The sequence below is a fragment of the bacterium genome (assembly GCA_016716565.1).
Taxonomy (GTDB): domain Bacteria; phylum Bacteroidota; class Ignavibacteria; order Ignavibacteriales; family Ignavibacteriaceae; genus IGN2.
Genome location: JADJWC010000001.1, coordinates 1,267,718 through 1,292,597 on the forward strand (window position 1 = coordinate 1,267,718; position 24,880 = coordinate 1,292,597).

The following is a 24,880-nucleotide window of genomic DNA, read 5'->3' on the forward strand; positions in this document are numbered from 1 at the left end:
ATAATTAATCCTTTTGTTGTCATTTAAAAAATATCATTCTGTTTTAGATCTGCTCACATTCCTTGAAGCCAGTCTTATTTGTTTCCAGAATGCATTTGAATATTTTTCATCATACGCTGCAACATTCTCAACTGTCAAGTTAATTTCAATACTTTTAATTAATCCTCGTGTTAGTACCGGAGTTGGTATGATATCATCATTTACATCATAGTATACCATTCTAAATTCTGTTACACCCAGGTTAGATGCTACTGGAGTTTGATTATTTTCTACTCTGTACAAAATTCTGTCTCGTGGATTTGGTGTGGATGAACATTCAGAAGTTGGACCTAGATAATATCTGACTGAATCTAAAAAACCATCATAAGGGTATAAATCGGTGTAATAAGAAATGCTTGATGAATCCGCATAGTAAATAGCTTGTGAAGAAACAAATGGTTGTTTAGTTTTTGGGTCAGCGATTGCATCCCAGGTGTTACAATAACCGATTTTTCTAAAATCAAATTCTATCATTTGAGCTAAGGTTAAAAGATTTTGTTGAATTGTTAGTTCACCGCTGTTGTTATAAGTCTTTTCAGTGCTGGCATCACTTAATCGCCATACTATCGTCATTAGAATACCCCCGAGTATCATTGAGCCTGCAATATCCATAAGTGTAGTAAATCCCATCACTATCTCCTATCTAAATTAAAAATACCAATAACTATAAATAGTTGATTGTTTAACAGTATCAGGGGTGAATCCAATCGTTTGGTCATTTTGCCTCCAGGTTACTGATACAGTTATTTTCTTATTCCAGGTTCTCTCTGCAACATCAGTGTTTATACTATTTGGATTAAAAGGGTCTGGTTTTACATATGATACCTTACAGTTGGAGAAGAACACGACTGAGCCAACTGTGTCAGTCTGGGTGTAACTATTGAAATCGTCAAAATCATTAAAGTTATCTGGGTGCGTTTCTCCTGTCTCAGGCTTAGGAGGATAAGTAAGGGAGGAAATTAAGCAAGGACCTTCCTTCGTATTAGTATCATAATATTTTTCGGTTGCACTCTCAATCAATGATGTTGCAATTGAATTTGCTATAATCCCATATTTTGAATCTATAAGAATGCTATCTGTTAAAAGAATATTATTATTTATCCTTACTATCGATAAGGAAAGAAGCATAAGTGCTCCGATAGCAAACAATTGTTCACCTGTGTTCATAAAACTATCTTCCGTTATAAATTATTATTATTATTATCCTACGCAAGAATTATGCAACTTTTATTATTAATTAATAGATGCTATTCTTAAAAATTTTGAATGTTTTTAATTCAGATTTCAGTGCTCAAAAACGTAAAATATGTCACCTCTGACAGATTTAGCAAAAGGTTCAAAAATTGAGCAGTTTAAGAGCAATAATTACTATAGTATTTAAGTAAAAAATTCTTTAATCAATAAGAAGCCCGCCATTTAACGTCATTATTAGCGGATAAACTATTATTAAAAAAATCATGTCCGATAAATAGTTATTGCTAAAGTTGAATTCTATTTAAATAAGTACTATTTTGAAATTATCATCAAAGCAGCAAGCAGTACAGAAATCACCACCACGATCTTTGTAAGATTGATTACTCCGTTATGTTTTGCATTAACAAATCCGGAGAACTCAGAAACATCTGCTGTTCCGTTTTTGTTTGGTTTAAATTGCATCATATGTTCCCTCTGATAATATATTTTCTTTCATTATTTATTTTCAGCTATAATGCTGAATTTTTGTTTTCTGGATGTAATATTCTTCTTTCACAGATTACGACTGAATTTTTTTTAACAGTATAATTAAAGCAATCGCTGTGCTAAAATTGAAAAGGTTGATTTGCATTGAAAAGGGCGTGTTCAGTCAAGACATAAGTAAAAATGGCGACAAAGTCGTCGCCAATATTTTCGTCGGGACTTATAAATATATTAACAAAAATTGATAATACTATTTGCGATTTATCTATGTAAACGATTACATCTTATAAGAGTTTAAAAACAATTAAGATGATTTTCAATGAATATTTTCTTTAAGTTGATCTAAATTTTCTTCTGAATATTTTCTTCTTTCAGCAATCAGTTCATAAATTCTTCATTATTATGTTCTCGTAAAAATTTTTTCTACTTACTAAACATTTTATTATGAAGAAATGATAATCTTTAAAAGTCGACCCATATAATGTTCTTATTATAAATGAATTTCAGGCGTGGTTCAAATGGAAGAGAAGTTACGCTGAAGTAACAACCAGTACAGAAAATTAATAGATCATTAAGCTGATGTAGAGTTTGTCCCTCGGTTGTTTATTCCAAAAGCAGATAACAAAAGATCAGCGAAAATAATCCGAGAAAAATTTTTCTCCTCAGATGTTCATTAAAAATAGATTGGTATTGTCTTTATCATCAAATAAAATCATAAAAGCGACAAATATGCCGCAGCTAAAATATTATCCTGAGAGGTGATTCTTTCAATAATAAGTGTATTCCAAACTTCTAATGAATGAACTTATAACAGATGGAAAATTTTACTTGAATTTACATCCATCGATGATTTGAGATTGGCAAAAAAATCAATAAAGTCAATTTTCAATGGTATCTATTTTGAGAAAATAGATGAAGTAAAAAAAAGATTAGAATTCAGTATAATTTTTTGAGGAATTAAAATGATAGTTGATCAAGATTTAACGAAGCTCTTAAAGAAAAATAATTTTTTCCAAAATGTAGATCCAACTTTTATTGATTCATTTATAAAACCTAAAAATTTCTTTCTTGCGAAAGAAGGAACTCTACTTTACACTTATTCTGATGAGTCTACTACTTTATACCTAATTGTTGAGGGAGAAGTGAAAATAAAGTTCGCAACAGGAAAGTTGATTGAATTCAGATATTTGCTAGATTTTTTTGGTGAAAAAGAAATATTGGAGAATTCGAACAGGATATCTGCTGCTATTGCAAATAGAGACTCTGTCCTTTATAGTATTCAATTAGACGAATTGAATTCATTAATTGATAAATATCCGGTTATAAGTGAAAACCTAAAGGCAATGAGTGTTACTCATCGTGATGCTGAAGAACCGGTTAGTGTAAAGTAAAGATTAAAGCTTGAGCGAAATTAAAATTTTTAATAATCAGCAGTAGAACGGTTCAATACAATTCGCTATAATTATTAAAAAATAAACCAGGCTCAATTATTTATTCCCACCAGCTTGCAATTTTAAACCTTGATGATTTTAGATAAAGCTGAGCGTTTTTTATTGCTTCACTGCTATAATAAAATGATGCATTTCCTGTTGCATGCAAATCTACATCCGAACCAACTAATATTGTGGCACCGTAGATACCTCCATTGCCAGTGATCTGGCATACGATTGAGGATTCATGATAAACAAGAATAATACCTCGATAAGTAAATTTACCACTCATGGTTAGATTTCCATTTATGATCATAATTCCATCTCCGTCACACGTTCCTGAAAGATGAATATTACCATTCATAAAAGTTATTTTTGGTGATGTAGGAGTACCAAAATGCATTCCTGACGTATAGGTTCCCGAGGAAACTGTAATATCAGCTGCAAAAATAAGGTTCATTGTTAGTTCTTCCCAATCAGTAGTATCGTTAGAAGAATGAACACTTGGCGAACCTCCATAACCTTCTATGTCATTTGCTATCTTCGGTTTAATATTTTCTATAAAAAATATACTGTCAACTGGTTCATCCAGAATCACACCTGGTACGGGCGATTCTGACCCTGCACTTCCATCGATATTGGTATCATTGCCATCAATATCCAGATTTCCGTTAAGTTGCAATTCTAATACATCTGAAACAATGTAAATCGCACCGAGTGCAGGAGGAAGATGAACAGGATCACGGGCTGCTTTAACAATTGCCTGGTGAGTTGCATCGCTAAAATGTCCCACTGAGGTTATTACAAGAAGTGAGTCAGGACCACTTATGTTAATGTCGTAGTATCCGTCTAAAACAGGATTATTATTGAAAGTTCCTTTGAGTGTCTTGTCCCTTCTCATCTTCTCAAAGTAGATTTCAACGCCCGTATTTGCGATTAACCTGGCTTGAGTATCTAAATAATGATCTACGGTTACAGCTAAGCCCTGTTTAGAGTTCGCATTTAATTTTAAAATTAAATATGATGTAATAATTGAAAAGCCCAGTACGAGAATGATTAAAGATTTACCCATTATAAATTCCTCGGATTTATGGTCATTTCCCAATAAGTAAATAAAAAGTTATCATCCACTTCTTCAATTGATTCTATCCAAAGTTCAGCCTTGACGTAACAAATATTTTCAAAGCTAGATGATGGTTTATACGATTTATCGAAATAAGAAAATTTAATCTTGCTTAACCCCAGCGATGGACCTCTGAGCGTATCGGTATTCGTTACCCGTATGAGTATTTTATCATGTGGATTTAGAGTTCCGTTGGCATCAGAAGTATCACTCACAAAATATGTAACGCTGTCTACTGACCCATTCAAATCGATATCTGAATAAAAAGAAATTCTCTCGGAATCAGCCTCGATAAATGGAGTGTTTTCATATTCGTAACCAATCTTACGCAGATCATAATTTATCATATCGGCAAGAGTTTTGGCATTTTGTTGCATTTGCAACTCGGAATCTGAAGCGAATCGAGTCTTCGATTGGTAAGTATTTGCATTGAAAAGAGCAAGCATAACTATGCCTGCAATAATTACAGAACCGAGAATATCAAGCAATATATTCATGATTATTTAAGTGTGAATATGAATGATAAGCTAACTGGTTTTTTCAGATAAGGACTTGTTACAGTTACTTTTACTTTTTTGTAAAAAGTCTGTGCGGACGATATTTGATCTGGATTGCCCTCATTTACATACCAAACCTCACAGGACACAAGATAGTTTTCTGCGTGAGGCAGCGATACTGTTCTTGTGTACCCCTGATAATCATCTATATCATTATAGTTAGGATAGGTCTCCGAACTTGCCGGTCCAAAATTGTTGTATGGTGTAAGATCTGTGCGGTCGGTAGTCGGAAAATCAACGGTAACTGCATCGAATGCTTTTTGCTTGATTTCTTCTATTAAATCATCAGCGAGGGAAAATGCTGTAAGATAAATTTTATTCTCTACTTCAATCGTTTGATTTTCAAGGAGTGAAGTATTGAACCGAAGGTTGACTAAAGCGAGTAATGTTAACGCGCCAATGCTTATAATGGAATGCGAATTTGACATATGTTCACCTTTTTTTTGGCAAAAAAATAGCAACGCCTGTGCCTAACAACGCGACAATTATGTCTTTGCAAAGAAAAAATTATTTACTGTTTTTACAGTATTAATAATTTCAGGTGAGTTCAGCAGTAGAAATTACCGAAGTTGTTCCTGATTTGTTACAAGAAATTAAAAGAGAAAATTCAATATAGGATAAGAGCGTTAATTCCGTCGTTCTCTGATTGCTTTCAATCTTCTTTGCAGAGTTCTTTCGCTTACTCCAAGTAGTGGTGCAGCTCTTTGAACACTGTTACCAACAGTTTTCATAATGCTTAAAATATGTTCTTCAGCTGCAAGGTTTAGAGTGGTCAACTTTGGTTTGTGATTGTTTCCATTCTCAATTGGTCTCAGGTATTCTTTCGGAAGGTCAATTGAATTGATGTGCGTTTCGCCAAAAGTTTTGGCAACAGCATTCATTATTATATTTTCAAGTTCTCTCACATTACCAGGAAATGTATAATGTTTAAGAGATTCGAGTACGCTATCTGAAAATCCCTGGATACTTTTATTATAAGTCCTGTTGGCTAATTCAAGGAAATGTTCCGCCAAAAGAACAACATCATCACCACGCCGGTTAAGAGGCGGCATAAAAATAAAACCGCGATTTAACCTGTAGTACAAATCAGCTCTGAATTCTTTATTATTAACTGCCTGAAGTAAATCCCTATTAGTTGCTGATATTATTCTTATATCAAGCTGCACCGGTCGTGGATCACCGATTCTGTAGATTTCGTTGTATTGAATTGTACGAAGCAATTTTCCCTGAAGAGCGATTGGCAGTTCACCAACCTCATCAAGGAAAATGGTTCCGCCGTTTGCAGCTTCAAAATATCCGACTTTATCTTCTACTGCACCAGTAAAGGTTCCTTTTTTATAGCCGAATAGTTCACTTTCAAATAAGCTTGGTGAGATAGAAGCTAAGTTAACGGCAACAAAAGGTTTTCCTCTTCTTGGTGAAAGATCATGAATTTTCCTGGCAATCATATCTTTACCGGTTCCGGTTTCTCCCGCAATAAAAACTGTTTCGTTTGTAGGTGCAAAAATTTCAACCAGCTCAAAAACTTTGTGCATTACCGGTGAATCTGTAATAATATCAGAAAATATTCTTCTGCTTGGCTTATGCTCAAACAATGATCTCCTCAATGAATCTCTTTCAGATTCAAGAAGCTTTGTATCGATTGCTCTGCGAATAGTTAATAATAGTCTGTCTGTGTCCGGCGGCTTTGTAATAAATTCGTAAGCTCCGAGTTTGATGGCTTTTAGAGCAATCTGAACTTCGTGCACTGCAGTTATTACAACAACAGGGATTCCGGGATAAACCGCATATATTTTTTCAAGCAGTTCCAATCCGTTCATCTCTGGCATGAAAATGTCGAGAAGAATTAAATCAATGTCTGTTCTATCAAGCAAAGGTAGCACATTCAAAGGATTTGATTCCGTAATTACGTTTGCATAGCCTTCCTGGTTCAGGAAATCCTTCATTAATTCCAAATAAGAAGGTTCATCATCAACTATTAAGATCGGATTTTTCTCCACTTTGTTAATTCCCGCAGTTATTATCTGAATATTAAGAGCACCTATTTTAGATTTGTCTCCCGGCGTCAAAAATCGTGCAGACAATCTGATACTGTCGTAATACTGCAAATTTCTTTGATTTTGTTTATTTTGGAGTAGAAAATTTTTATAAATGCATAAAGCGAAGGACCAAATATGACTGCAAATTTCGATATGATTAAAGCCTTATATAATAATTACCGGGAAAAATTGACCGAAGTCCGAAAGGTGCTGAACAGACCATTAACGTATACTGAAAAAGTTTTATACACACATCTCTGGGACAATCCGACCAAAGAATTTCAAAGAGCTAAGGATTATGTTGAACTTTCACCAGACAGAGTTGCTATGCAGGATGCAACTGCTCAAATGGCACTTCTCCAATTTATGTCTTCAGGGAAAAAAACTACAGCCGTCCCATCCACAGTTCACTGTGATCATTTAATTCAAGCACAAGTTGGTGCAAAGGATGATTTGCTCAGAGCAAATGAGGAGAATAAAGAAGTCTTTGATTTTCTTCAAAGTATTTCTCAAAAGTATGGAATTGGTTTCTGGAAACCTGGTGCTGGAATTATTCATCAAGTAGTCCTTGAAAACTATGCTTTTCCCGGTGGAATGATGATCGGAACAGATTCTCACACACCAAATGCTGGTGGACTTGGAATGATTGCAATCGGAGTCGGCGGTGCTGATGCTGTTGATGTGATGGCTGGAATGCCTTGGGAATTAAAATGGCCAAAAATTATTGGTGTTAAGCTAACAGGCAAAATGAGTGGCTGGACTTCTGCCAAAGATGTGATTCTTAAACTAGCAGGAATTCTTTCTGTGAAAGGCGGTACTGGTGCAATAGTAGAGTATTTTGGTGAAGGAGCTTCATCAATTTCCTGTACAGGTAAAGGAACTATTTGTAATATGGGTGCTGAGATTGGTGCAACAACTTCAGTATTTCCTTTTGATGAAAAGATGTCATCTTATCTTAGAATTACAAAACGTGCTGATGTTGCTGCACTCGCTGAAGGTCTTGCAGATGAATTAAAATCTGATGATGCAGTTTTCAAAAATCCGGAAACGTATTTTGATCAGGTAATCGAAATTAATTTAAGCGAGCTTGAGCCACATCTGAATGGTCCATTCACACCGGACAAAGCATGGCCGATTTCACAAATGAAAGAAGCGGTTAAAAAAGAAAATTATCCCGATAAAATTTCGGTTGCTTTAATTGGAAGCTGCACAAATTCAAGTTATGAAGATATTGATCGCTCAGCAAGTATTGCAAAGCTTGCACTATCAAAAGGATTGAAAGCAAAATCTCAATTCACAATTACTCCGGGTTCTGAACAAGTTAGAGCAACCATTGAACGTGACGGTCAACTTAAGGCATTAACTGATATTGGAGGATTGATTCTTGCAAATGCTTGCGGACCGTGCATCGGAATGTGGAAGAGAATGGATATAAAAACAGGTGAAAAGAATACAATCGTAACTTCTTTCAACAGAAATTTTGCAAAAAGAAACGACGGCAATCCTGAAACACTTGCTTTTGTTGCTTCGCCAGAAATTACAACTGCGCTTGCGATTGCAGGAAGTCTTTCATTTAATCCGGTCACCGATGAACTTGTAAATGAAAAAGGAGAAAAAGTAAAATTGAATCCACCAACAGGAGAAGAACTCCCGCCAAAAGGATTTGATGAAGGAAGCAGCGGATTCATTGCACCAGCAAAAGATGGATCTTCAGTCGAAGTAAAAGTTGATCCAAAGAGTGAACGGCTTCAGTTGCTCGAACCATTCAAAAAATGGGATGGAAGAGATTTTACTGATCTTCCAGTACTTCTAAAAGCAAAAGGAAAATGCACAACAGATCATATTTCCATGGCAGGTCCATGGCTGAGATTCCGAGGACATCTTGATAATATTTCAAACAATATGTTCATCGGAGCAACAAATGCTTACAGCGGAGACACAGGAAAAGTAAAAAATATTCTTACCGATGAAACCAAATCCGTTCCGGAAGTTGCGCGTGAGTATAAAGCGAAGGGTATTGGTTGGGTAGTTATTGGTGATGAAAATTATGGTGAGGGTTCTTCACGTGAACATGCAGCAATGGAACCAAGATTTCTCGGTGGAAGAGCTATTATTGTAAAGAGCTTTGCAAGAATTCACGAAACAAATTTGAAGAAGCAGGGAATGCTGCCTTTAACTTTTGCTGATCCGAAAGATTATGATAAAATAAAAGAAGATGATAAAGTTGATTTGCTCGTCACTCAGCTTGCACCGGTCAAGCAATTGAAGATGATCGTCAAACATTCAGATGGAAGCAAAGATGAAATAATACTCAACCATACGATGAATGAAACACAGATTGGTTGGTTCAAAGCCGGTAGTGCGTTGAATTTAATTGCTGAGAAAAATAAAAACTAATATCATTTTAACTTAGAGTTTACAAACCCAATTTCTTTAAGAAATTGGGTTTGTTATTTCTGAAACTATAAATCGAGTGAATCAATGGAAAAATCAATTATAAAGTCATTTCTTAAAAGAATAGAATTATTTAAAGGCCTGGATGACATTCAGCTTCAGACAGTGGCTGATAAAATTTCGGTCGTGAACTTTCCGATAAACGGGATGGTCTTCGCAGAAAATAACATACGAGAAAATCTCTCAATAATTTATGAGGGCGAAGTTGAACTTTTCAAAACTACTCCATACGGTGGTGAGAAAAGATTATCCATTTTCGGGAAGTATGATTTTCTCGGTGAAGGAGCGTTGATGGATGATTCACCACATTCAACTTCAGCAAGAGCAACTGTTAATTCGGTAATCCTTCGACTTTCGAGAGATAAGTTCAAAGAATTAATGATTGAGCACAATGATGTAGCGATGGATATTCTTTCAAAGATTGCAAGGGTAATTTCACGAAGAATGAGTTCTGCAAATACAAGATCTGTCAATCTTGCTGCACAGTATCAATCAGGTCGAACAAGAAGCGAGCACGATTTGCTTGGCGATAGGGAAGTGCCGAATGAAGTTTATTACGGAGTTCAAACACTTCGTGCAATTGAAAATTTTAATATCAGCGGAGTTACGCTCAACTTTCATCCGGTAATTATTCAGGCTCTGGCAATGGTTAAAATGGCTGCGGCAAAAACCAATAACGAACTCGGACTTCTCTCAAAACCAGTTGCAGATGCAATTGTTCAGGCTTGCTCGGAAATAATAAATGGAAAGCTTCACACACATTTTATTGTTGATATGATCCAGGGTGGCGCCGGAACTTCCACAAATATGAATGCGAACGAGGTGATTGCAAATCGTGCGCTTGAAATTCTCGGTTACGAAAAAGGAGAATACAAATATTGTCATCCAAATAATCACGTAAATTTATCGCAGTCGACAAACGATGCTTATCCGACTTCTGTAAAGATTGCATTGATTCTTGCTAATCAAAAACTAATTGAAGTGTTAAAGGAATTAATTCAATCATTTCACAACAAAGCAAAAGAATTTTCTCATATAATTAAAATGGGAAGAACACAGCTTCAGGATGCTGTTCCGATGACAATGGGTCAGGAGTTTGAAGCTTATGCAGTTACTCTGGGAGAAGAAGTTGAAAGACTTGAACAGAACGTAAAACTTTTTCTTGAAGTTAATATGGGTGCAACTGCAATCGGAACAGGAATAAATTCGCATCCCGATTATAGTAAAAAAGTTGTTGCTCATTTACGTGACATTACAAAAATGGAAATTGTCCTCGCTCATAATTTAGTTGAAGCGACTCAGGACACCGGAGCTTTTGTAATGTATTCGTCTGCGGTAAAAAGACTTGCAGTAAAACTTTCAAAAATCTGTAATGATCTCCGACTTCTTTCATCCGGTCCCAGAACAGGAATTAATGAGATAAATCTACCGCCGATGCAGCCCGGTTCATCTATTATGCCGGGGAAAATAAATCCGGTTATTCCGGAAGTTGTTAACCAGATTGCATTTAAAGTAATAGGGAATGATTTAACTGTTACTCTCGCTGCGGAAGCCGGCCAGCTTCAGTTGAATGTATTTGAGCCGGTAATTGTCGAGAGTCTTTTTGAATCAATTGAAATGCTGAAAAACGGAATGATTACACTCAAGCAAAAATGTGTTGATGGAATAACTGTAAACGAAGACAGATGCAGATCGCTTGTTGAAAATAGTATCGGACTTGTGACTGCGCTCAATCCTGTGGGTTATGAAAGATCAACACAACTTGCAAAAGAAGCACTTGAAACCAACAAAGGAGTTTATGAATTGGTGCTTGAAAAGAATTTGCTCTCAAAAAAAGAACTGGATGAATTACTTAAACCAGAAAATATGATTAAGCCGAAGTGAGAAAAATCTTATTCGTCAACTTCATTCGCATACAACTTCTCACAAATGCTTGAAAGCATTTCTTTCTCAGCCGTTGTCAGCGAAGAGGAATAATTGAAAATAAATTTATCTATTTCAGGATTGATCTTTGTAAGAAGAGCAATTCCTTTTTTCGTTATTCGCGCAAGTGAAAGTCGTCTGTCCTCATCGGAATAATATCTTTCCACCAAATTGTCTTTTATTAACCTATCGATTAATCTTGTAACATCCGGGGCAGGCTCAACCATCCTTCGGATAATTTCGTGTCGGGGATATCCTTCCGGATGAGCACCTTTCAGAATTCTTAAGACATTGAACTGAGGAAGAGTAATATTAAAATAACTACAAACTGCTTCGAGTTTTGAATGAAGGTAACTCGATGCAATAAACAAATTCAACAAACCTTCCTGTTCAATCCCGCTGAACTTTTCCTGCTTCAATCGCTTTTTAAGTATTTCTCCCATAACCACTCTCAGTTTTAACAAATGTAATTATAGCAGTCGAAAAAAGAAACCCAAAGGAAAAAAATGTCTGTGAAAAAATGCTGTATAGATTAAGGACCGGCTTATTGCTATTTTCAACTGTCAAAATTCCATTAATAATTATTTACACTGAATGACGTTTCTAAATCCTGCTGTTTTATTTGGACTGATCGCCGCATCGATTCCAATCATAATCCACTTGCTGAATCTGAGGAAGTTGAAAAAAATTGAGTTCAGTACTCTTCAATTTCTTAAAGAACTTCAAAAGAATAAAATCAGGAAAATAAAAATAAAACAATGGCTTCTGCTTGCACTTAGGGTTTTGATAATACTTGCTATCGTAACTGCTTTTGCAAGACCAACAATAGTCGGTGTTTCAATCGGTGGAACAACTTCTGCCGCAAAAACTACTGCAATCTTTATTCTCGATGACACATTCAGTATGTCGGTTGTTGATCAGAATGGATCTTACTTCAACCAGGCAAAGGAAGCAATAAAAAATATTCTCACTCAGTTTGAAGAAGGAGATGAGTTCGGTTTAGTCCTTGTTTCGCATCAGCCGGATGAAATTGAAATGACATCAAACCTCAGCAAGTTCAAACAGGAAATTGAAGCGGCAAATATTTCTTTCGCATCAGGTAAATTGAATAATTCAATTATCAAAGCTGCTGAGTTAATTGGCGAAGCAAAAAATTTCAATAAAGAAATTTATTTGTTCACGGATTTTCAAAAAGGAAGACTTGCGAACGAGAATGAAATAATAAATCTTAAGGAACAGCTTGGTGAGCAGGTTCGATTGTACACATTCAATTATTCGGGAAAAGAAGTTTTTAATTTTGGGATTGATGAGCTGAAGATTAACACACAGATTTTTGAAAAAGATAAACCTGTAAGATTTGACGCAACAATTAAAAATTATTCTGACAGAATAAAAGAAAATCTTGTAGTCTCACTTTTTATAGACGGCGAAAGACTTGCACAGCAAAGTTTGAATCTTAACCCCGGTGAATCAAAAACTGCAAACCTCGAAGCACCTGCGAAAAAATTTGGTTACAGCGAAGCTCTCGTTGAAATTGAAGAAGATGATATTCTGCAGGATAACAATCGATTCTCTTCATTCTACATTCCTGAAAAAATTCCGGTTCTGATTCTTGCAGAAAACCCTGATGATACAAAACTTATCGAAGCAGCACTGAAATCTGTTTCTGAATCTGATTATTTTGATATCACCATTAAAAAAGCAGAACAAATTTCGGGGCTTCAGATAAATAATTTTCAGGTGATGATTTTAGTCAGCAGTGATTTTGGAAATGCACAAGTGAAATTAAATCAATTTCTGAGTTCCGGAAAAGGAATAATAATATTTCCATCGTCGGAAAATGGTAATACAGGATTTAATAGCTCATTGAACTCAATTGGAATTACTCCATCAGGAAGTTTTATTAAATTGGAAGCAGGTCAATTAATTAGTTTCAGTGAAACAGATTTCAATCATCCATTATTCGAAAATATTTTTATGGATGAAAAGAAGAAACAAATCGAGTCGCCAGAAATCTATACTTACTTTAAAATTAATCCCGCTGGAAAAGGAAAGAGCATAATCAAGCTGGAAGATGAAAGCAGTTTCCTCAGCGAGTATTCAATTAGTGAAGGAAAAGTATTGTTGTTTGGTTCTTCACCGGTTTTTTCTTGGAGTGATTTTCCGATCAAAGGAATCTTCGCACCGCTCGTTACCAAATCAGTTATGTATCTATCTGCATACAATAAAAGTGAATCGAACTATCTTGCTGGTGAAACAATAAATGTAAATGTTTCTGAAAGAACTCTACCACAAATAAAAGTTGTCAGACCTGATAAGAGCGAAGACTTCATAAATATTGACGAAAACCAAACTTCTGATTTTATTTCTTACAGTTCTACTTCGTTATCAGGGAGCTATAAATTTTATTCCGGTGGAAAACTTTTAGCTTCAGTGAATATAAAGACTGATCCCGCTGAATCTGTCACTGAATATTTAAGTGAAACTGAATTTGATGATTATCTTGAAAAAATTAATTTTAATGGCAGACATATTCGAATACAAAAAGATGAAAACCCGACTCAAATGATTCTGCAGGCAAGATTTGGATCCGAGCTTTGGAGATATTTTGTTTTGATAGCAATATTACTCGCATTGGTTGAAATGACAATTGCACGAAATGCAAAAAAGGAGATGGAAGGAGTTTCTGCTTAGTGTTTCTAAGTGCTCTTAGTGTCTTAGTGGTTAAGACATTTCACCACTGACCTGCCTGACGGTAGGCAGGGACACTGAGTTCACTAAGGTTCACTAAGAAAAAATATGATTGAGATAACAAGAAAAATAAAAGAACGGGCAATGCTTGTTGCTCTTCAGACACGACACGTAAATCGTGAATTGGTTGAAGAACATCTTTCCGAACTTGAAGAACTTGCAGACACTGCCGGTGCTGATTCTATTTTCAAAATCATACAATCAAAGTCAGCAATCGATCCTGCATTTTATATCGGTAAAGGAAAAGCTGAAGAACTGGCTCAGCTTGTTGAACTCAATGACATCGATCTTGTTATTTCTGATGACGATTTGACTCCAGTTCAGGTTAGAAATCTTGAAAGACTTTTTAACAGAAAAATTATCGACAGAAGCGGATTGATACTGGATATTTTTGCGCTTCGTGCTAAAACTAAAGAAGCAAAAACACAAGTTGAACTTGCTCAGCTTGAATATATGCTGCCGAGATTAACTCGTGCATGGACACACCTTTCAAAACAGTACGGAGGAATTGGGACAAAAGGTCCCGGTGAAACACAAATTGAAACCGACAGAAGAATGATTCGGACTCGTATCAGTCATCTGAAAGAAAAACTGAAAGAAATTGAATCGCAGAGACAAACTCAGAGTAAAGGGAGAAAAGATTTTGTAAGAATTTCGATTGCAGGTTATACGAATGCCGGTAAATCAACTTTGTTCAATCTTATCACAAAGTCAAATGTGTTTGCAGAAGACAAATTATTTGCCACACTTGACTCCACAACACGTAATGTTAGTTTGAATGGGCTTGCCTCGGCGAAGCCTTCAGGCGGAGCCGTAAAAGAAAAAATTCTAATTAGTGATACCGTAGGATTTATTAGAAAACTCCCTGCTCATCTTGTTGCATCATTTAAAAGCACGTTAAATGAAGTTAGATACTCAGATATAATAATTTATATGATTGATCTCTCCCATCCATATTATGAAGATCATCTGAAAGTTGTAGATGAAACTTTAAAAGAATTCGATAGTGAGCACAAAAAAGAAATTAAAGTTTTCAATAAAGTTGATTCGGTGAGTGATAAAAGTGTTATTGAATATGTTCGAAATAAATATCTCGGAAGTGTAATCATTTCAGCTCAAAAAGGGATAAACATTTCATCACTGATTAAGTCAATTGAGAATATTATAAAAGATTCATTTGTGGAGCAGGAATTAACTTTAGGAATAGAGCAGACGAAACTAGCGTCACAAATTCACGATCTTGCAGAAGTAACTTCAGTAAAATACAACCATGATACAGTATTATTTAAGTTCCGTGCGAATAAAGAAAATTCGGAAAAAATTAAAAAATTACTTTCTAAATCTTACTCTTAATCATACTCTGACTCCATTTCTTCCTCTGATTTCTCACTCTTAATAGTTAATTTTGTGTTCACAATTCATCATCATTTTTATCTACCACAGGATAACGGAAGGAAAGAATGTCTATCATACTTAATGGATCTGGATTAACAGTTGAAAAATTAGTCCGCATCGCAAGAAATAAAGAACAAGTAGAACTCAGCAAAGACTCACTCGAAAGAATAAAAACCTGTCGTGCAATGCTTGAAGAAAAAATCAAAGCACACGAAATTATGTACGGAGTGAATACCGGCATCGGAGAATTCTCCGAAGTTGTCTTAAACGATGATCAGGTAAAAGATTTTCAGAAATATCTTATTTACAATCACGCAGCAGGTATTGGTAATCCAATGCCAATTGAATGGGTTCGTGGAGCAATCGCCGGAAGAATAAATGTTCACGCTCACGGAAATTCTGGATGTAGACCGGAAATTACTTTAACTCTTGTTGAAATGCTGAACAATGATTGCATCCCTGTTGTCTGCACAAAAGGATCAGTTGGTGCTTGCGGCGATTTAGCACCGATGTCGCAAATTGCTTTGCTGATGATGGGAGAGGGTGAAGCATTTTATAAAGGTGAAAGACTTCCCGGAAAAGTTGCTTTTGAAAAAGCAGGAATTAAAGTTCCCGGTCTTCAGGCACGTGATGGTCTTGCGACAATCAACGGATCAAATTTTATGACAGCAATTGCTGCTCTTCACTTATTTGATATTAACAGATTCTTGAAGCAAGCCGAAATTGCATGTGCAATGACTCTCGAAGCACTACTCGCAAACATGAAACCATACGATGTTCGTTTACATAAACTTCGTGGATTTACCGGTGCTGTTAGAAGTTCGCAAGCAATAAAAAAATGTATCGAAGGAAGTGATCTTCTTACAGGAAAATTGAAAATAAAAGTTCAGGATGCATACTCGATGCGTTCAACTCCACAAGTGATTGGTGCTGCACACGATGCAGTTGCTTATGCAAAATCACAAATTGAAATTGAACTGAATGGTGTTGGCGATAATCCGATATTTATTCCTGAGGACAGAATTACTCTAACTGGTGCAAACTTCCAGGGATCTCCGGTTTCACTTCCTATGGATATGGTCGGTGCTGCTGTTACAATGATCTGTGTTCTTTCCGAAAGAAGAATGAACCGGCTGAACAATCCAGCATTGAGCGTAGGGCTTCCTGCATTTTTAACAAAAGGTGCCGGAATGTTTTCAGGTTTAATGCTGAGTCAATATACTGCTGATATGATGATTGTTGAACAGAGAATTCTTTCAACTCCGGCGTCGATACAATCTATTCCTGCTGCAGCAGACCAGGAAGATTTTGTTTCGATGGGAATGAACACCGCTTTAAAGAACGAACAGATACTTGATAACGCCTACGGAATTCTCGGAATTGAATTTATGGCTGCTGCACAGGCTCTGGATTTCAGAACTCATTCGACCGGGAAAGGTGTAGCAAAAGCAAAAGAAGCTATCAGAAAATACGTTGAACATCTTGATGTTGATCGACCACTTTATCCTGATCACAACAAGATGAAGGCACTCGTTAAATCCTGCGAAATACTTGAGGAAGTTGAGAAAGAAATTGGTAGTTTGGAGTAGCAAGAAATAGAACGCTGATTACGCAGATGAGACTGATCAGCGCAGATCATAATAATCTGTGTCATCTGTGTGCCATTAAAAAAGGATTATAATGGAAATAATTTTTTTAATAGTTGGAATTTTAATTGGTGCAATTGCTGCCTGGTTTATTGCTTCTTCCAGATTCAAAGGTGAAACTGGTAGGGTCGAAGAAAGAAGTGTAATCCTCGAGAGAGAGAAATCCAATCTTGAAAATAATCTCAATTCCGAAAGACAAAAAGTTCTTGAGTTAAATTCGAAACTTTCTGCTCTTCAATCAGATTACAATAATCTCCAACAAAAACTTTCAGAACAAAAAGCAGAAGTAGAAGAACTTCAGCAAAAGTTCACAAAAGAATTTGAAAATCTTGCAAATAAAATTTTTGAAGAGAAAACAACAAAATTCTCAGAGCAGAGCAAGGCAAATTTATCAGATATATTAAATCCATTAAAAGAAAAGATAACTGAATTTCAGAGTAAAGTTGAAGAGACCAATGAAAAGAGTATAAACAGATTTGGCGAACTCAGGCAACAACTTCAAACTTTAAAAGAGATGAATCAGCAAATGAGCTCAGATGCGCAGAATCTTGTCAAAGCATTGAAAGGTGACACCAAAGCGCAGGGGGATTGGGGCGAAATACAACTTGAAAGAATTCTTGAAAGATCCGGGCTGAGAAAAGGCGAGGAGTATACTATCCAGGAATCTTTTACAACAGAAGAAGGACGAAAAAGACCTGACGTAATTGTTAATCTTCCAGAAGAAAAGAAAATCATTATAGATTCAAAAGTATCTCTTGTTAGTTATGAAAAATTTGTTTCGGCAGAGGATGATGATCAAAAAAATATTCACATCAAATCGTATATTGATTCAGTAAAAAAACATATCAAGGAGTTGAGTGAAAAAAAATATCAGAATCTGTTTGATGTTGGATCACTTGATTTCGTACTTATGTTCATTCCAATCGAGCCGGCATTCTCACTTGCTATCCAATATGGTGAAAATCTTTACGTTGATGCTTATGATAAAAATATTATAATTGTCAGTCCTTCAACTTTACTAGCAACATTAAGGACCATTGCAAACATCTGGAAACAAGAACATCAAAATCGTAACGTACTAGAAATAGCAAAACAATCTGGTGCACTTTACGATAAATTTGTGACTTTTACGGAAGACTTAATTTCTGTTGGGAACAGACTTGATCAGGCTAAATCAAGTTATGTTGACGCTATGAAAAAACTAACAGATGGTTCGGGCAATCTGGTTAGGCGTGCAGAAAAAATAAGAGAGCTTGGTGCTAAAACCAGTAAACAGCTTCCACCATCAATTGTTAATCGGGCAGATGAAGATTAATTTGCTGAGTAATTGATGATCGTGAGACCGCCAAAAACTCCGGAAGAATTTCAGAGATACAGAGATTTACGGTGGAAAGTTTTGCGCGCTCCATTCAATCAGCCAAGAATAACTGAAAAAGATGATGCAGAGACTAAAGATTTTCCGATAATGGTTTGCGAGTTAGATGGGATACCAATTGGAGTCGGCAGAGCTCATTTTATTGATGAAACAGAAGCACAAATCCGTTCAATATCTGTTGAACCGGAGTGGGAAGGTAAAGGGATTGGATCAATCGTACTGAAAGAATTAGAAAAAATTGTGATTGAAAATGGAGCTAAAAGAATTATCATCCATTCTCGTAATAGTGCAATTGAATTCTATAAAAAGAACGGATACAAAGAAGTAGAACCATCATATACTTTATTTGGAGAAATTGAACATACGCTGATGGAAAAAAAGATTTGATTTTGTGGAGCTGATCGGGATCGAACCGACGACCTGTTCGTTGCGAACGAACCGCTCTCCCAGCTGAGCTACAGCCCCATCTTTAAAATTTCATCCCACTCATTTTTTTCTACTGGCTGAATTGATAACCGCTGTCCTCGTTGAATTAGTTTCATACTTTTCAATTTCGGATTAGCTTTTATCTCATCAAGTGTTACAGGCCTCTTAAATTCTTTTTCAAGTTTAATATCAACCATAAACCAGGTTGGATTTTTAGGATCAGTTTTTTCATCATAGTAATCGTTCTTTTTATCAAATTGTGTGTGATCTGCATATCCTTCTTTCACAACTTTACTATATCCAACAATTGCTAGTGGTTCAGTGCTGCTTTGATAAAACAGAACTCCATCACCTTTTTTAATTTCATCACGAAGAAAATTTCTTGCCTGGTAATTTCTTATTCCATCCCAGAATGTAATTTGGTTCTTACTCCTCTTTAAATCATCCCAGGAAAATTCTGAAGGTTCGGATTTAAAAAGCCAATAATTCACTCTGATTCCCTGTTTATTATAATTTCTCTAATTTCTTAAAACAAAATATGTAGTAGATCTATCTAATTCAATTGCTCCATTTTAAGAATACTTTGAAAAGTATTTTCACATTACTTATTGACTAATTCAGAAACCTCATATAAGTTATAACTATATTTTTGGTAAAAACTATTTCATCACCATTTAGGGAGTCAGCTATGAAGAAAATTTTATTTCATTTATTATTTTTATCCGTTCTAAGCGGAATTAACTACGCTCAGAACTTCGATTGGCTATGGCAGAATCCGCTGCCTACTGGTGCCGATCATAACGATGCTGTAATACTTTCAGCAAACAAATTTCTGCTATTCGGTAACGGAAGTGCTGTGAGCTTATCTACAGATGCAGGAAATACCTGGTCAATTTCTTACTTCGATCCGCAGGCAAGGGATATTTATGATGTAATCTTTCCTGATCAGAATACTGGTTATGCTGTTGGTACTTTGGGATTGATTATGAAAACCACTGACGGAGGAGAAAACTGGGTAGTTCAAAATTCTGGATTAACAACTACACTCTGGGATGTGGATTTTATTAATACTAATGTTGGATATGCAGTAGGTAATTCAGGAAATATTTTAAAAACAACCGATGGTGGAACTAACTGGTCTATATCAACTTATGGAACGACTGCCATTTACAAAGTTCATTATGTAAACGACACTCTTATTTTTTTGGGATCTGCAAGTTCAACAACCGGAAGACTACTCCGCTCAACCAATGGAGGATCTTCATGGGATAACATAACTGCAAATATCACTGGTCTTGATGGAACTGTACGTGGTCTTCATTTTTTTGATGCTGATACAGGTTGGATTTCAAATAGCACTGGAAAAATATTTAAAACTACAAATGGCGGTGCTTCAGGTGGAATTATATATGACATTGGTTCATCAACAACCATATATGAAGTTAAATTCCTTGATGCAAGTGATGGTTATGCACTTACAACAGCCGGAAGAGTTCTTAAAACTACAAATGGCGGAACAAGCTGGGATCTCATTCAAACTGATGCCAATGAAAATTTGTTCGGCCTGGGAATTCTTGGTGTTAATTCAGAAGCTGCAACTCCCGTACTAATCGGAGGCGACGTTGGTCAGATAGTTGTATCTCTTGATGATGGGGCAACATGGCAGAGAAAAAATACTTCTTTGACAAATGAGATCCTTCATCGTTTATCATTTCCAACTGAATCAACCGGATATGTGGTTGGAGGAAGCATAACTACCGGTAATTCTTATGGTGATATTTTAAAGACAACCGACAGCGGTGTGACCTGGACTAATCTCACTTTTGACCCCGGATACAGAACTTATTCTGTTTTCTTCCTTGATGAAAATACAGGTTATATCGGTACTCAAGGTCCTACCGGTGTTTATAAAACAACAAATGGCGGAGCCGACTGGGCACAACTGAACACAGGTACAGGAACTGCCTCAAACATAGTATATGATATTAAATTTTATGATCAGAATCTTGGATTCGCAATGTATTCAAGTGGACAGGTTGCAAGAACAACAAATGCTGGTGTTAACTGGACACCCGTTTCAGCCGGATGGGGAAGTGCCGCCGGTTATGAAATATTTATCGTGGACTCAAATATAATTTATCTCTGTGGTGGTGGAAACCGGTTCAGCAAATCGACGAATGGTGGTGTTTCCTTCACTCAGATTGGAAGCCTTGGTACAGTAACTTTTTATTCAATGCACTTCTTCGATGAGAACAATGGTTTCATCGCAGGAAGTGGTGGAAAACTCTTTAAAACAACAAATGGCGGAACTAATTTTACTGAAATACAAATGCCAACCACTGCTACTCTTTATACAATCCGATTTCTCACCAATGATTTTGGTTTAATGGCTGGTGCAAGCGGTTTTGCATATTACACTACCGATGGCGGTACAAATTGGACACCTACTCAAATGTACCTGGGTACAACACAAACAATCAGAGATATCCGTTTTGCTGGTACAAAAGTTTGGGCAGTTGGAACTGACGGAACAATTCTCAGTGGCAATGTTGGTAATTCATCAACATTCCAATTATCAGTTAATGTTGCTGATGGCTGGAATATGGTATCGATACCTGGATTGCATCCAGTAGATCAGAATGTAGGTACGTGGTGGGCATATAGAGTAGCAGGCTCACAGGTATTCAAGTATCAAGGTGGATATACACAAGTAACCACAGCAACCCCGGGAGAGGGATACTGGATGAAACAAGATGGAGCCAGAGTATATAACACAGGAGACGAATGGCCATCAGGAGGAATACAGATAGTACCACACGCACCACTAGCAGGAAATTCAGGCTGGAATATGATAGGTGGATATGAGCTAAGTGTAACAGCAGCCAACGTAACCACAGTTCCAGGTGGATTGCAGAGTGGCCCAATCTTCAAGTATTCAGGCGGATACACCGCAGCCACGACAATAGATCCGGGATATGGATACTGGATAAAGCTGACAGGTGCAGGACAAATAATCATACCCGAGACAATGGCAAAGAGATCTATAACTGAATATTTTCCTGAAGATTGGGGAAAAATAATAATCTCCGACGCGACAGGTTCAAACTACACACTATATTCTGTTAAAGGTAAAGTTGATCTGAGCCAATATGATTTACCACCGACACCACCGGCAGGAATGTTCGACATCAGATTTAACAGTGGAAGGATAGCAGAAGATATAAACAGTTCGATAAAGGCGATAGATATGAGTGGAGTAACATATCCATTGACGGTAAGAGTGGAAGGAATGAATATTAGGTTGATGGATGAAAGCGGGAAGATGGTGAATGTAAATCTGAAAGATGGAGAAGATGTACTGATTGATAATTTTACGATTAACAAACTAATTGTAAGCGGAGAAATGTTACCGACAATCTACTCATTAGAGCAGAACTATCCGAATCCATTCAACCCAAGCACGGTGATAGAGTTCTCATTACCGGAAGATGTAAGCAATGTGAAGTTGACAATCTATAATATGCTAGGTGAGAAAGTTACCGATATTGTAAATACATCTTTGAAGGCAGGAAAGTATCAATATCAATGGAACGCAAAGAACGTTGCAACCGGAATGTATATTTACGAATTACGCACGGACAAATTTGTTTCCGTGAAGAAGATGCTTTTGCTTAAATAATTCTAAGAATCATCGGTTAAATTTCAGGCGGTCTTCAGGCCGCCTTTTTTTGTAACGTCAAGCAGGTTGGTTTACTGCAGGGATTAATAAAAAAGCTATATAAGTATCTATTCTATTAGGTTTTTTACTTGTGCCATCTATTCAATCAGATCATCCGGAATGCGGCCCCTTTCTGTTAATACTTGGCTATCAGCAATTAATCTTAACTATATGAATGCTTGTTTCTTATTTTTAATGGATTAAATTTAAACTAATAAAAAAGGAAAAATTCTGGAGAAGAGGGTAATCACATCTGAATTTCTTCCTATGCCCCGCTTAGATTACGACCTCATAGGGAGAAAACAATCCACAAAACCCAACAGGGCACTTCGGTTAACTGCAATATTTTTTATCAGGAGGGAAAAATGAAAGCAGAAATATTATTGTTATAGCTTGTGTTTTTATTGAAGTTAATGCACAGAGACCTGCAAACATTGAAATACCAATAACTATTTTTGATAACTCTGGTTTGTCAAATAATTCCCGTGTCTTAACTTGTGGAATTGATACTTTGGCAACAGATTCAATTGATTCGTTTCTTGGAGAATATTGGTTGTTCTGTCCCTTCGATATTGGGGGAAGTAATACCGACTGCATTCCTTATGATCATTTTGAAGCCGTTCTTGATATACCGGTTGAACCAGACCCCAATTCTTTTGAGTTTGGAAGCTGGAAAGATTTCAGATATGGAACAATTCCGTTTTCAGGCACAAGAACTTATAAGATTTGTTGTCAGGCATATAGTATCGCAACGGCGATATATATCTCCTGGGATTTCCCAGAATGTGTAACCGGTTTATTACAAGATGGTCTTGGCGGACTAATATTTAATTATCAAATGCCAGATTCAGGAACATATACTAATCCTCATTTACTACAACTTGGTTTTATAGGGATAAATTTAGTGTTGACTTATCAAAATCTATTTCTGTTGAGCTTACTTCATTCACAGCTTCAATTTTACAAAATGAAAAAGCAGTTCAGTTGAATTGGACAACAGTAACGGAAACGAACAACTCTGGGTTTGAGGTAGAACGGGCTTCGTCAAGGACTACGCCCCGTCAAGAAGGTTGGGAGTCGATTGGTTTTGTTCCGGGATTTGGAACTACAATAGAACCAAAATCTTATTCTTTCACTGATGAGAATGTTTCGACTGGAACTTACAAATACAGATTAAAGCAAATTGATTTTGATGGAAGCTTTGAATTTTCAAATGAAATAGAAATTGAAGTTGATTTTACTCCAAAGGAATTTGTGCTGTATCAGAATTACCCTAATCCGTTTAATCCATCAACCACGATCAAGTTTACTGTAACATCTGTCATTGCGAGCGGAGCGAAGCAATCTCAATTCGTAACTCTGAAAGTTTATGATATTATTGGCAGCGAAGTCGCAACACTAGTTAATGAAGAAAAACAACCCGGAGTTTATGAAGTTGAGTTCGATGCTTCATCACTTGCGTCGGGAATGTATCTGTATAAACTTCAGGCTGGCACATATGTTCAAATAAAGAAAATGGTTTTGATGAAGTAAATTCAGAATATTATGAGTCAAGGGGCAGCATTATCAAATGCTGCCCTTTTTTATTGGTACTGTTAAAATACCTGTATTTCTGCCCGCAAGAATTTATATTTGCAGTCAATTGAATTGCCATTACTTATTAAATGAAATACCTCATAATAATATTATTTATAGTGACTAACTATCTGGATCTTCCTGCTCAAAGTAAGGATGGTTTTCAAATCGCACGATTAAAATATCAGGGTGGTGGTGATTGGTACAACGATCCATCTGCGGAAGTGAATCTTCTTAACTTTATTCAGCAGAATACAAATATTAAAGTTGATGCGCGTTACCAGTTTGTTGATCTTTCATCTGACGAAATTTTTTCTTATCCGTTTTTGTTCATGACAGGCCACGGCAATATCGTTTTTTCAAAAGATGAAGTTTACCGTTTGCGGACTTATCTGGAGAATGGCGGCTTTCTTTATATAGATGATGATTATGGACTTGATAATGCAGTTCGCCGGGAAATGAAAAAAGTTTTTCCGCAGGATGATTTTGTTGAGCTTCCGTTCAGTTACGGACTCTATCATTCATTTTACAAGTTTGAAGATGGTCCGCCTAAAACGCACGAGCACGATAAAAATACTCCGAGAGGATTTGGTATTATTTTAAATAACAGATTAGCAGTTTATTATACTTATGAATCGAATCCCAGTGATGGCTGGGCAGATGCGGAAGTTCATGATGATCCTCCCGAAAAAAGAGAAGAAGCTTTGAAGTTCGGGACTAACATAGTAGTATGGGCATTATCTCAATAAAGC

General features: G+C 36.3%; 21 protein-coding genes and 1 tRNA gene. 12 read left to right on the plus strand and 10 right to left on the minus strand.

The window, feature by feature from the left end; translation table 11 throughout:
* Positions 1–33 precede the first annotated feature (33 nt).
* The 3 genes from IPM14_05605 to IPM14_05615 all read right to left on the minus strand — a co-directional run bounded on the left by IPM14_05605 (position 34) and on the right by IPM14_05615 (position 1,698).
* Entirely contained in the window at positions 34–669 is a 636-nt protein-coding gene (locus IPM14_05605) for a hypothetical protein (GenBank protein ID MBK9097600.1), read from the minus strand.
* An 18-nt stretch (positions 670–687) separates the two neighbouring features.
* Positions 688–1,206, minus strand: a complete 519-nt coding sequence (locus IPM14_05610) for a hypothetical protein (GenBank protein ID MBK9097601.1) — start codon at positions 1,204–1,206, stop codon at positions 688–690.
* A 339-nt stretch (positions 1,207–1,545) separates the two neighbouring features.
* Complete coding sequence (locus tag IPM14_05615; protein ID MBK9097602.1) at positions 1,546–1,698, minus strand: hypothetical protein; 153 nt, start codon at positions 1,696–1,698, stop codon at positions 1,546–1,548.
* A gap of 980 nt (positions 1,699–2,678) precedes the next feature.
* Here IPM14_05615 and IPM14_05620 point away from each other — a divergent pair.
* Positions 2,679–3,107 (plus strand): cyclic nucleotide-binding domain-containing protein, encoded by a 429-nt coding sequence (locus tag IPM14_05620; GenBank protein MBK9097603.1) that lies wholly within the window; start codon positions 2,679–2,681, stop codon positions 3,105–3,107.
* 100 nt (positions 3,108–3,207) lie between these two features.
* On the opposite strand, the gene IPM14_05625 is transcribed toward IPM14_05620, so the two are convergent.
* The 4 genes from IPM14_05625 to IPM14_05640 form a co-directional block, all read right to left on the minus strand.
* On the minus strand, positions 3,208–4,218 hold the full coding sequence (locus IPM14_05625; GenBank protein MBK9097604.1) for a hypothetical protein: 1,011 nt from the start codon (positions 4,216–4,218) through the stop codon (positions 3,208–3,210).
* Positions 4,218–4,766: a hypothetical protein gene (locus IPM14_05630; GenBank protein ID MBK9097605.1), complete on the minus strand. Its 549-nt coding sequence runs from the start codon at positions 4,764–4,766 to the stop codon at positions 4,218–4,220. The genes IPM14_05625 and IPM14_05630 overlap by 1 nt, the downstream gene beginning before the upstream one ends.
* A 2-nt stretch (positions 4,767–4,768) precedes the next feature.
* Positions 4,769–5,254 (minus strand): hypothetical protein, encoded by a 486-nt coding sequence (locus IPM14_05635; protein MBK9097606.1) that lies wholly within the window; start codon positions 5,252–5,254, stop codon positions 4,769–4,771.
* Positions 5,255–5,452: 198 nt separating this feature from the next.
* Entirely contained in the window at positions 5,453–6,910 is a 1,458-nt protein-coding gene (locus IPM14_05640) for a sigma-54-dependent Fis family transcriptional regulator (protein MBK9097607.1), read from the minus strand.
* Positions 6,911–7,000: 90 nt separating this feature from the next.
* On the opposite strand from IPM14_05640, the gene IPM14_05645 reads away from it, so the two are divergent.
* The gene (locus tag IPM14_05645) at positions 7,001–9,262 is read left to right on the plus strand and encodes an aconitate hydratase (GenBank protein ID MBK9097608.1); all 2,262 of its coding nucleotides are present in this window, start codon (positions 7,001–7,003) and stop codon (positions 9,260–9,262) included.
* 84 nt (positions 9,263–9,346) lie between these two features.
* A complete protein-coding gene (gene aspA / locus IPM14_05650; GenBank protein MBK9097609.1) occupies positions 9,347–11,203 on the plus strand; it encodes an aspartate ammonia-lyase in 1,857 nt (618 codons plus the stop codon).
* An 8-nt stretch (positions 11,204–11,211) separates the two neighbouring features.
* Here the strand turns inward: aspA and IPM14_05655 are convergent, their stop codons facing one another.
* On the minus strand, positions 11,212–11,685 hold the full coding sequence (locus tag IPM14_05655) for a MarR family transcriptional regulator (protein ID MBK9097610.1): 474 nt from the start codon (positions 11,683–11,685) through the stop codon (positions 11,212–11,214).
* 151 nt (positions 11,686–11,836) lie between these two features.
* On the opposite strand from IPM14_05655, the gene IPM14_05660 reads away from it, so the two are divergent.
* The 5 genes from IPM14_05660 to IPM14_05680 all read left to right on the plus strand — a co-directional run bounded on the left by IPM14_05660 (position 11,837) and on the right by IPM14_05680 (position 18,796).
* Positions 11,837–13,936: a BatA and WFA domain-containing protein gene (locus IPM14_05660; protein MBK9097611.1), complete on the plus strand. Its 2,100-nt coding sequence runs from the start codon at positions 11,837–11,839 to the stop codon at positions 13,934–13,936.
* 105 nt (positions 13,937–14,041) lie between these two features.
* Positions 14,042–15,346: a GTPase HflX gene (gene hflX, locus IPM14_05665; GenBank protein ID MBK9097612.1), complete on the plus strand. Its 1,305-nt coding sequence runs from the start codon at positions 14,042–14,044 to the stop codon at positions 15,344–15,346.
* A gap of 107 nt (positions 15,347–15,453) precedes the next feature.
* On the plus strand, positions 15,454–16,977 hold the full coding sequence (locus IPM14_05670) for an aromatic amino acid lyase (GenBank protein MBK9097613.1): 1,524 nt from the start codon (positions 15,454–15,456) through the stop codon (positions 16,975–16,977).
* Positions 16,978–17,068: 91 nt separating this feature from the next.
* Positions 17,069–18,349, plus strand: a complete 1,281-nt coding sequence (gene rmuC, locus IPM14_05675) for a DNA recombination protein RmuC (protein MBK9097614.1) — start codon at positions 17,069–17,071, stop codon at positions 18,347–18,349.
* A gap of 12 nt (positions 18,350–18,361) precedes the next feature.
* Positions 18,362–18,796 carry a GNAT family N-acetyltransferase gene (locus IPM14_05680; GenBank protein ID MBK9097615.1) on the plus strand — a complete coding sequence of 145 codons (435 nt, stop codon included), beginning with the start codon at positions 18,362–18,364 and terminating at the stop codon, positions 18,794–18,796.
* 5 nt (positions 18,797–18,801) lie between these two features.
* Here IPM14_05680 and IPM14_05685 read toward each other — a convergent pair.
* Positions 18,802–18,874: transfer RNA gene (locus IPM14_05685), tRNA-Ala, on the minus strand.
* The gene (locus tag IPM14_05690) at positions 18,865–19,326 is read right to left on the minus strand and encodes an EVE domain-containing protein (protein MBK9097616.1); all 462 of its coding nucleotides are present in this window, start codon (positions 19,324–19,326) and stop codon (positions 18,865–18,867) included. Before IPM14_05690 ends, IPM14_05685 begins: the two co-directional genes overlap by 10 nt.
* 197 nt (positions 19,327–19,523) lie before the next feature.
* On the opposite strand from IPM14_05690, the gene IPM14_05695 reads away from it, so the two are divergent.
* The 4 genes from IPM14_05695 to IPM14_05710 all read left to right on the plus strand — a co-directional run bounded on the left by IPM14_05695 (position 19,524) and on the right by IPM14_05710 (position 24,877).
* Positions 19,524–22,514, plus strand: coding sequence for a T9SS type A sorting domain-containing protein (locus IPM14_05695; protein ID MBK9097617.1), 2,991 nt, complete (start codon positions 19,524–19,526; stop codon positions 22,512–22,514).
* Positions 22,515–23,064: 550 nt separating this feature from the next.
* The gene (locus tag IPM14_05700) at positions 23,065–23,541 is read left to right on the plus strand and encodes a hypothetical protein (GenBank protein MBK9097618.1); all 477 of its coding nucleotides are present in this window, start codon (positions 23,065–23,067) and stop codon (positions 23,539–23,541) included.
* Positions 23,478–24,086 carry a T9SS type A sorting domain-containing protein gene (locus IPM14_05705; GenBank protein ID MBK9097619.1) on the plus strand — a complete coding sequence of 203 codons (609 nt, stop codon included), beginning with the start codon at positions 23,478–23,480 and terminating at the stop codon, positions 24,084–24,086. The genes IPM14_05700 and IPM14_05705 overlap by 64 nt, the downstream gene beginning before the upstream one ends.
* 131 nt (positions 24,087–24,217) lie before the next feature.
* A complete protein-coding gene (locus IPM14_05710; GenBank protein MBK9097620.1) occupies positions 24,218–24,877 on the plus strand; it encodes a DUF4159 domain-containing protein in 660 nt (219 codons plus the stop codon).
* Positions 24,878–24,880 lie beyond the last annotated feature (3 nt).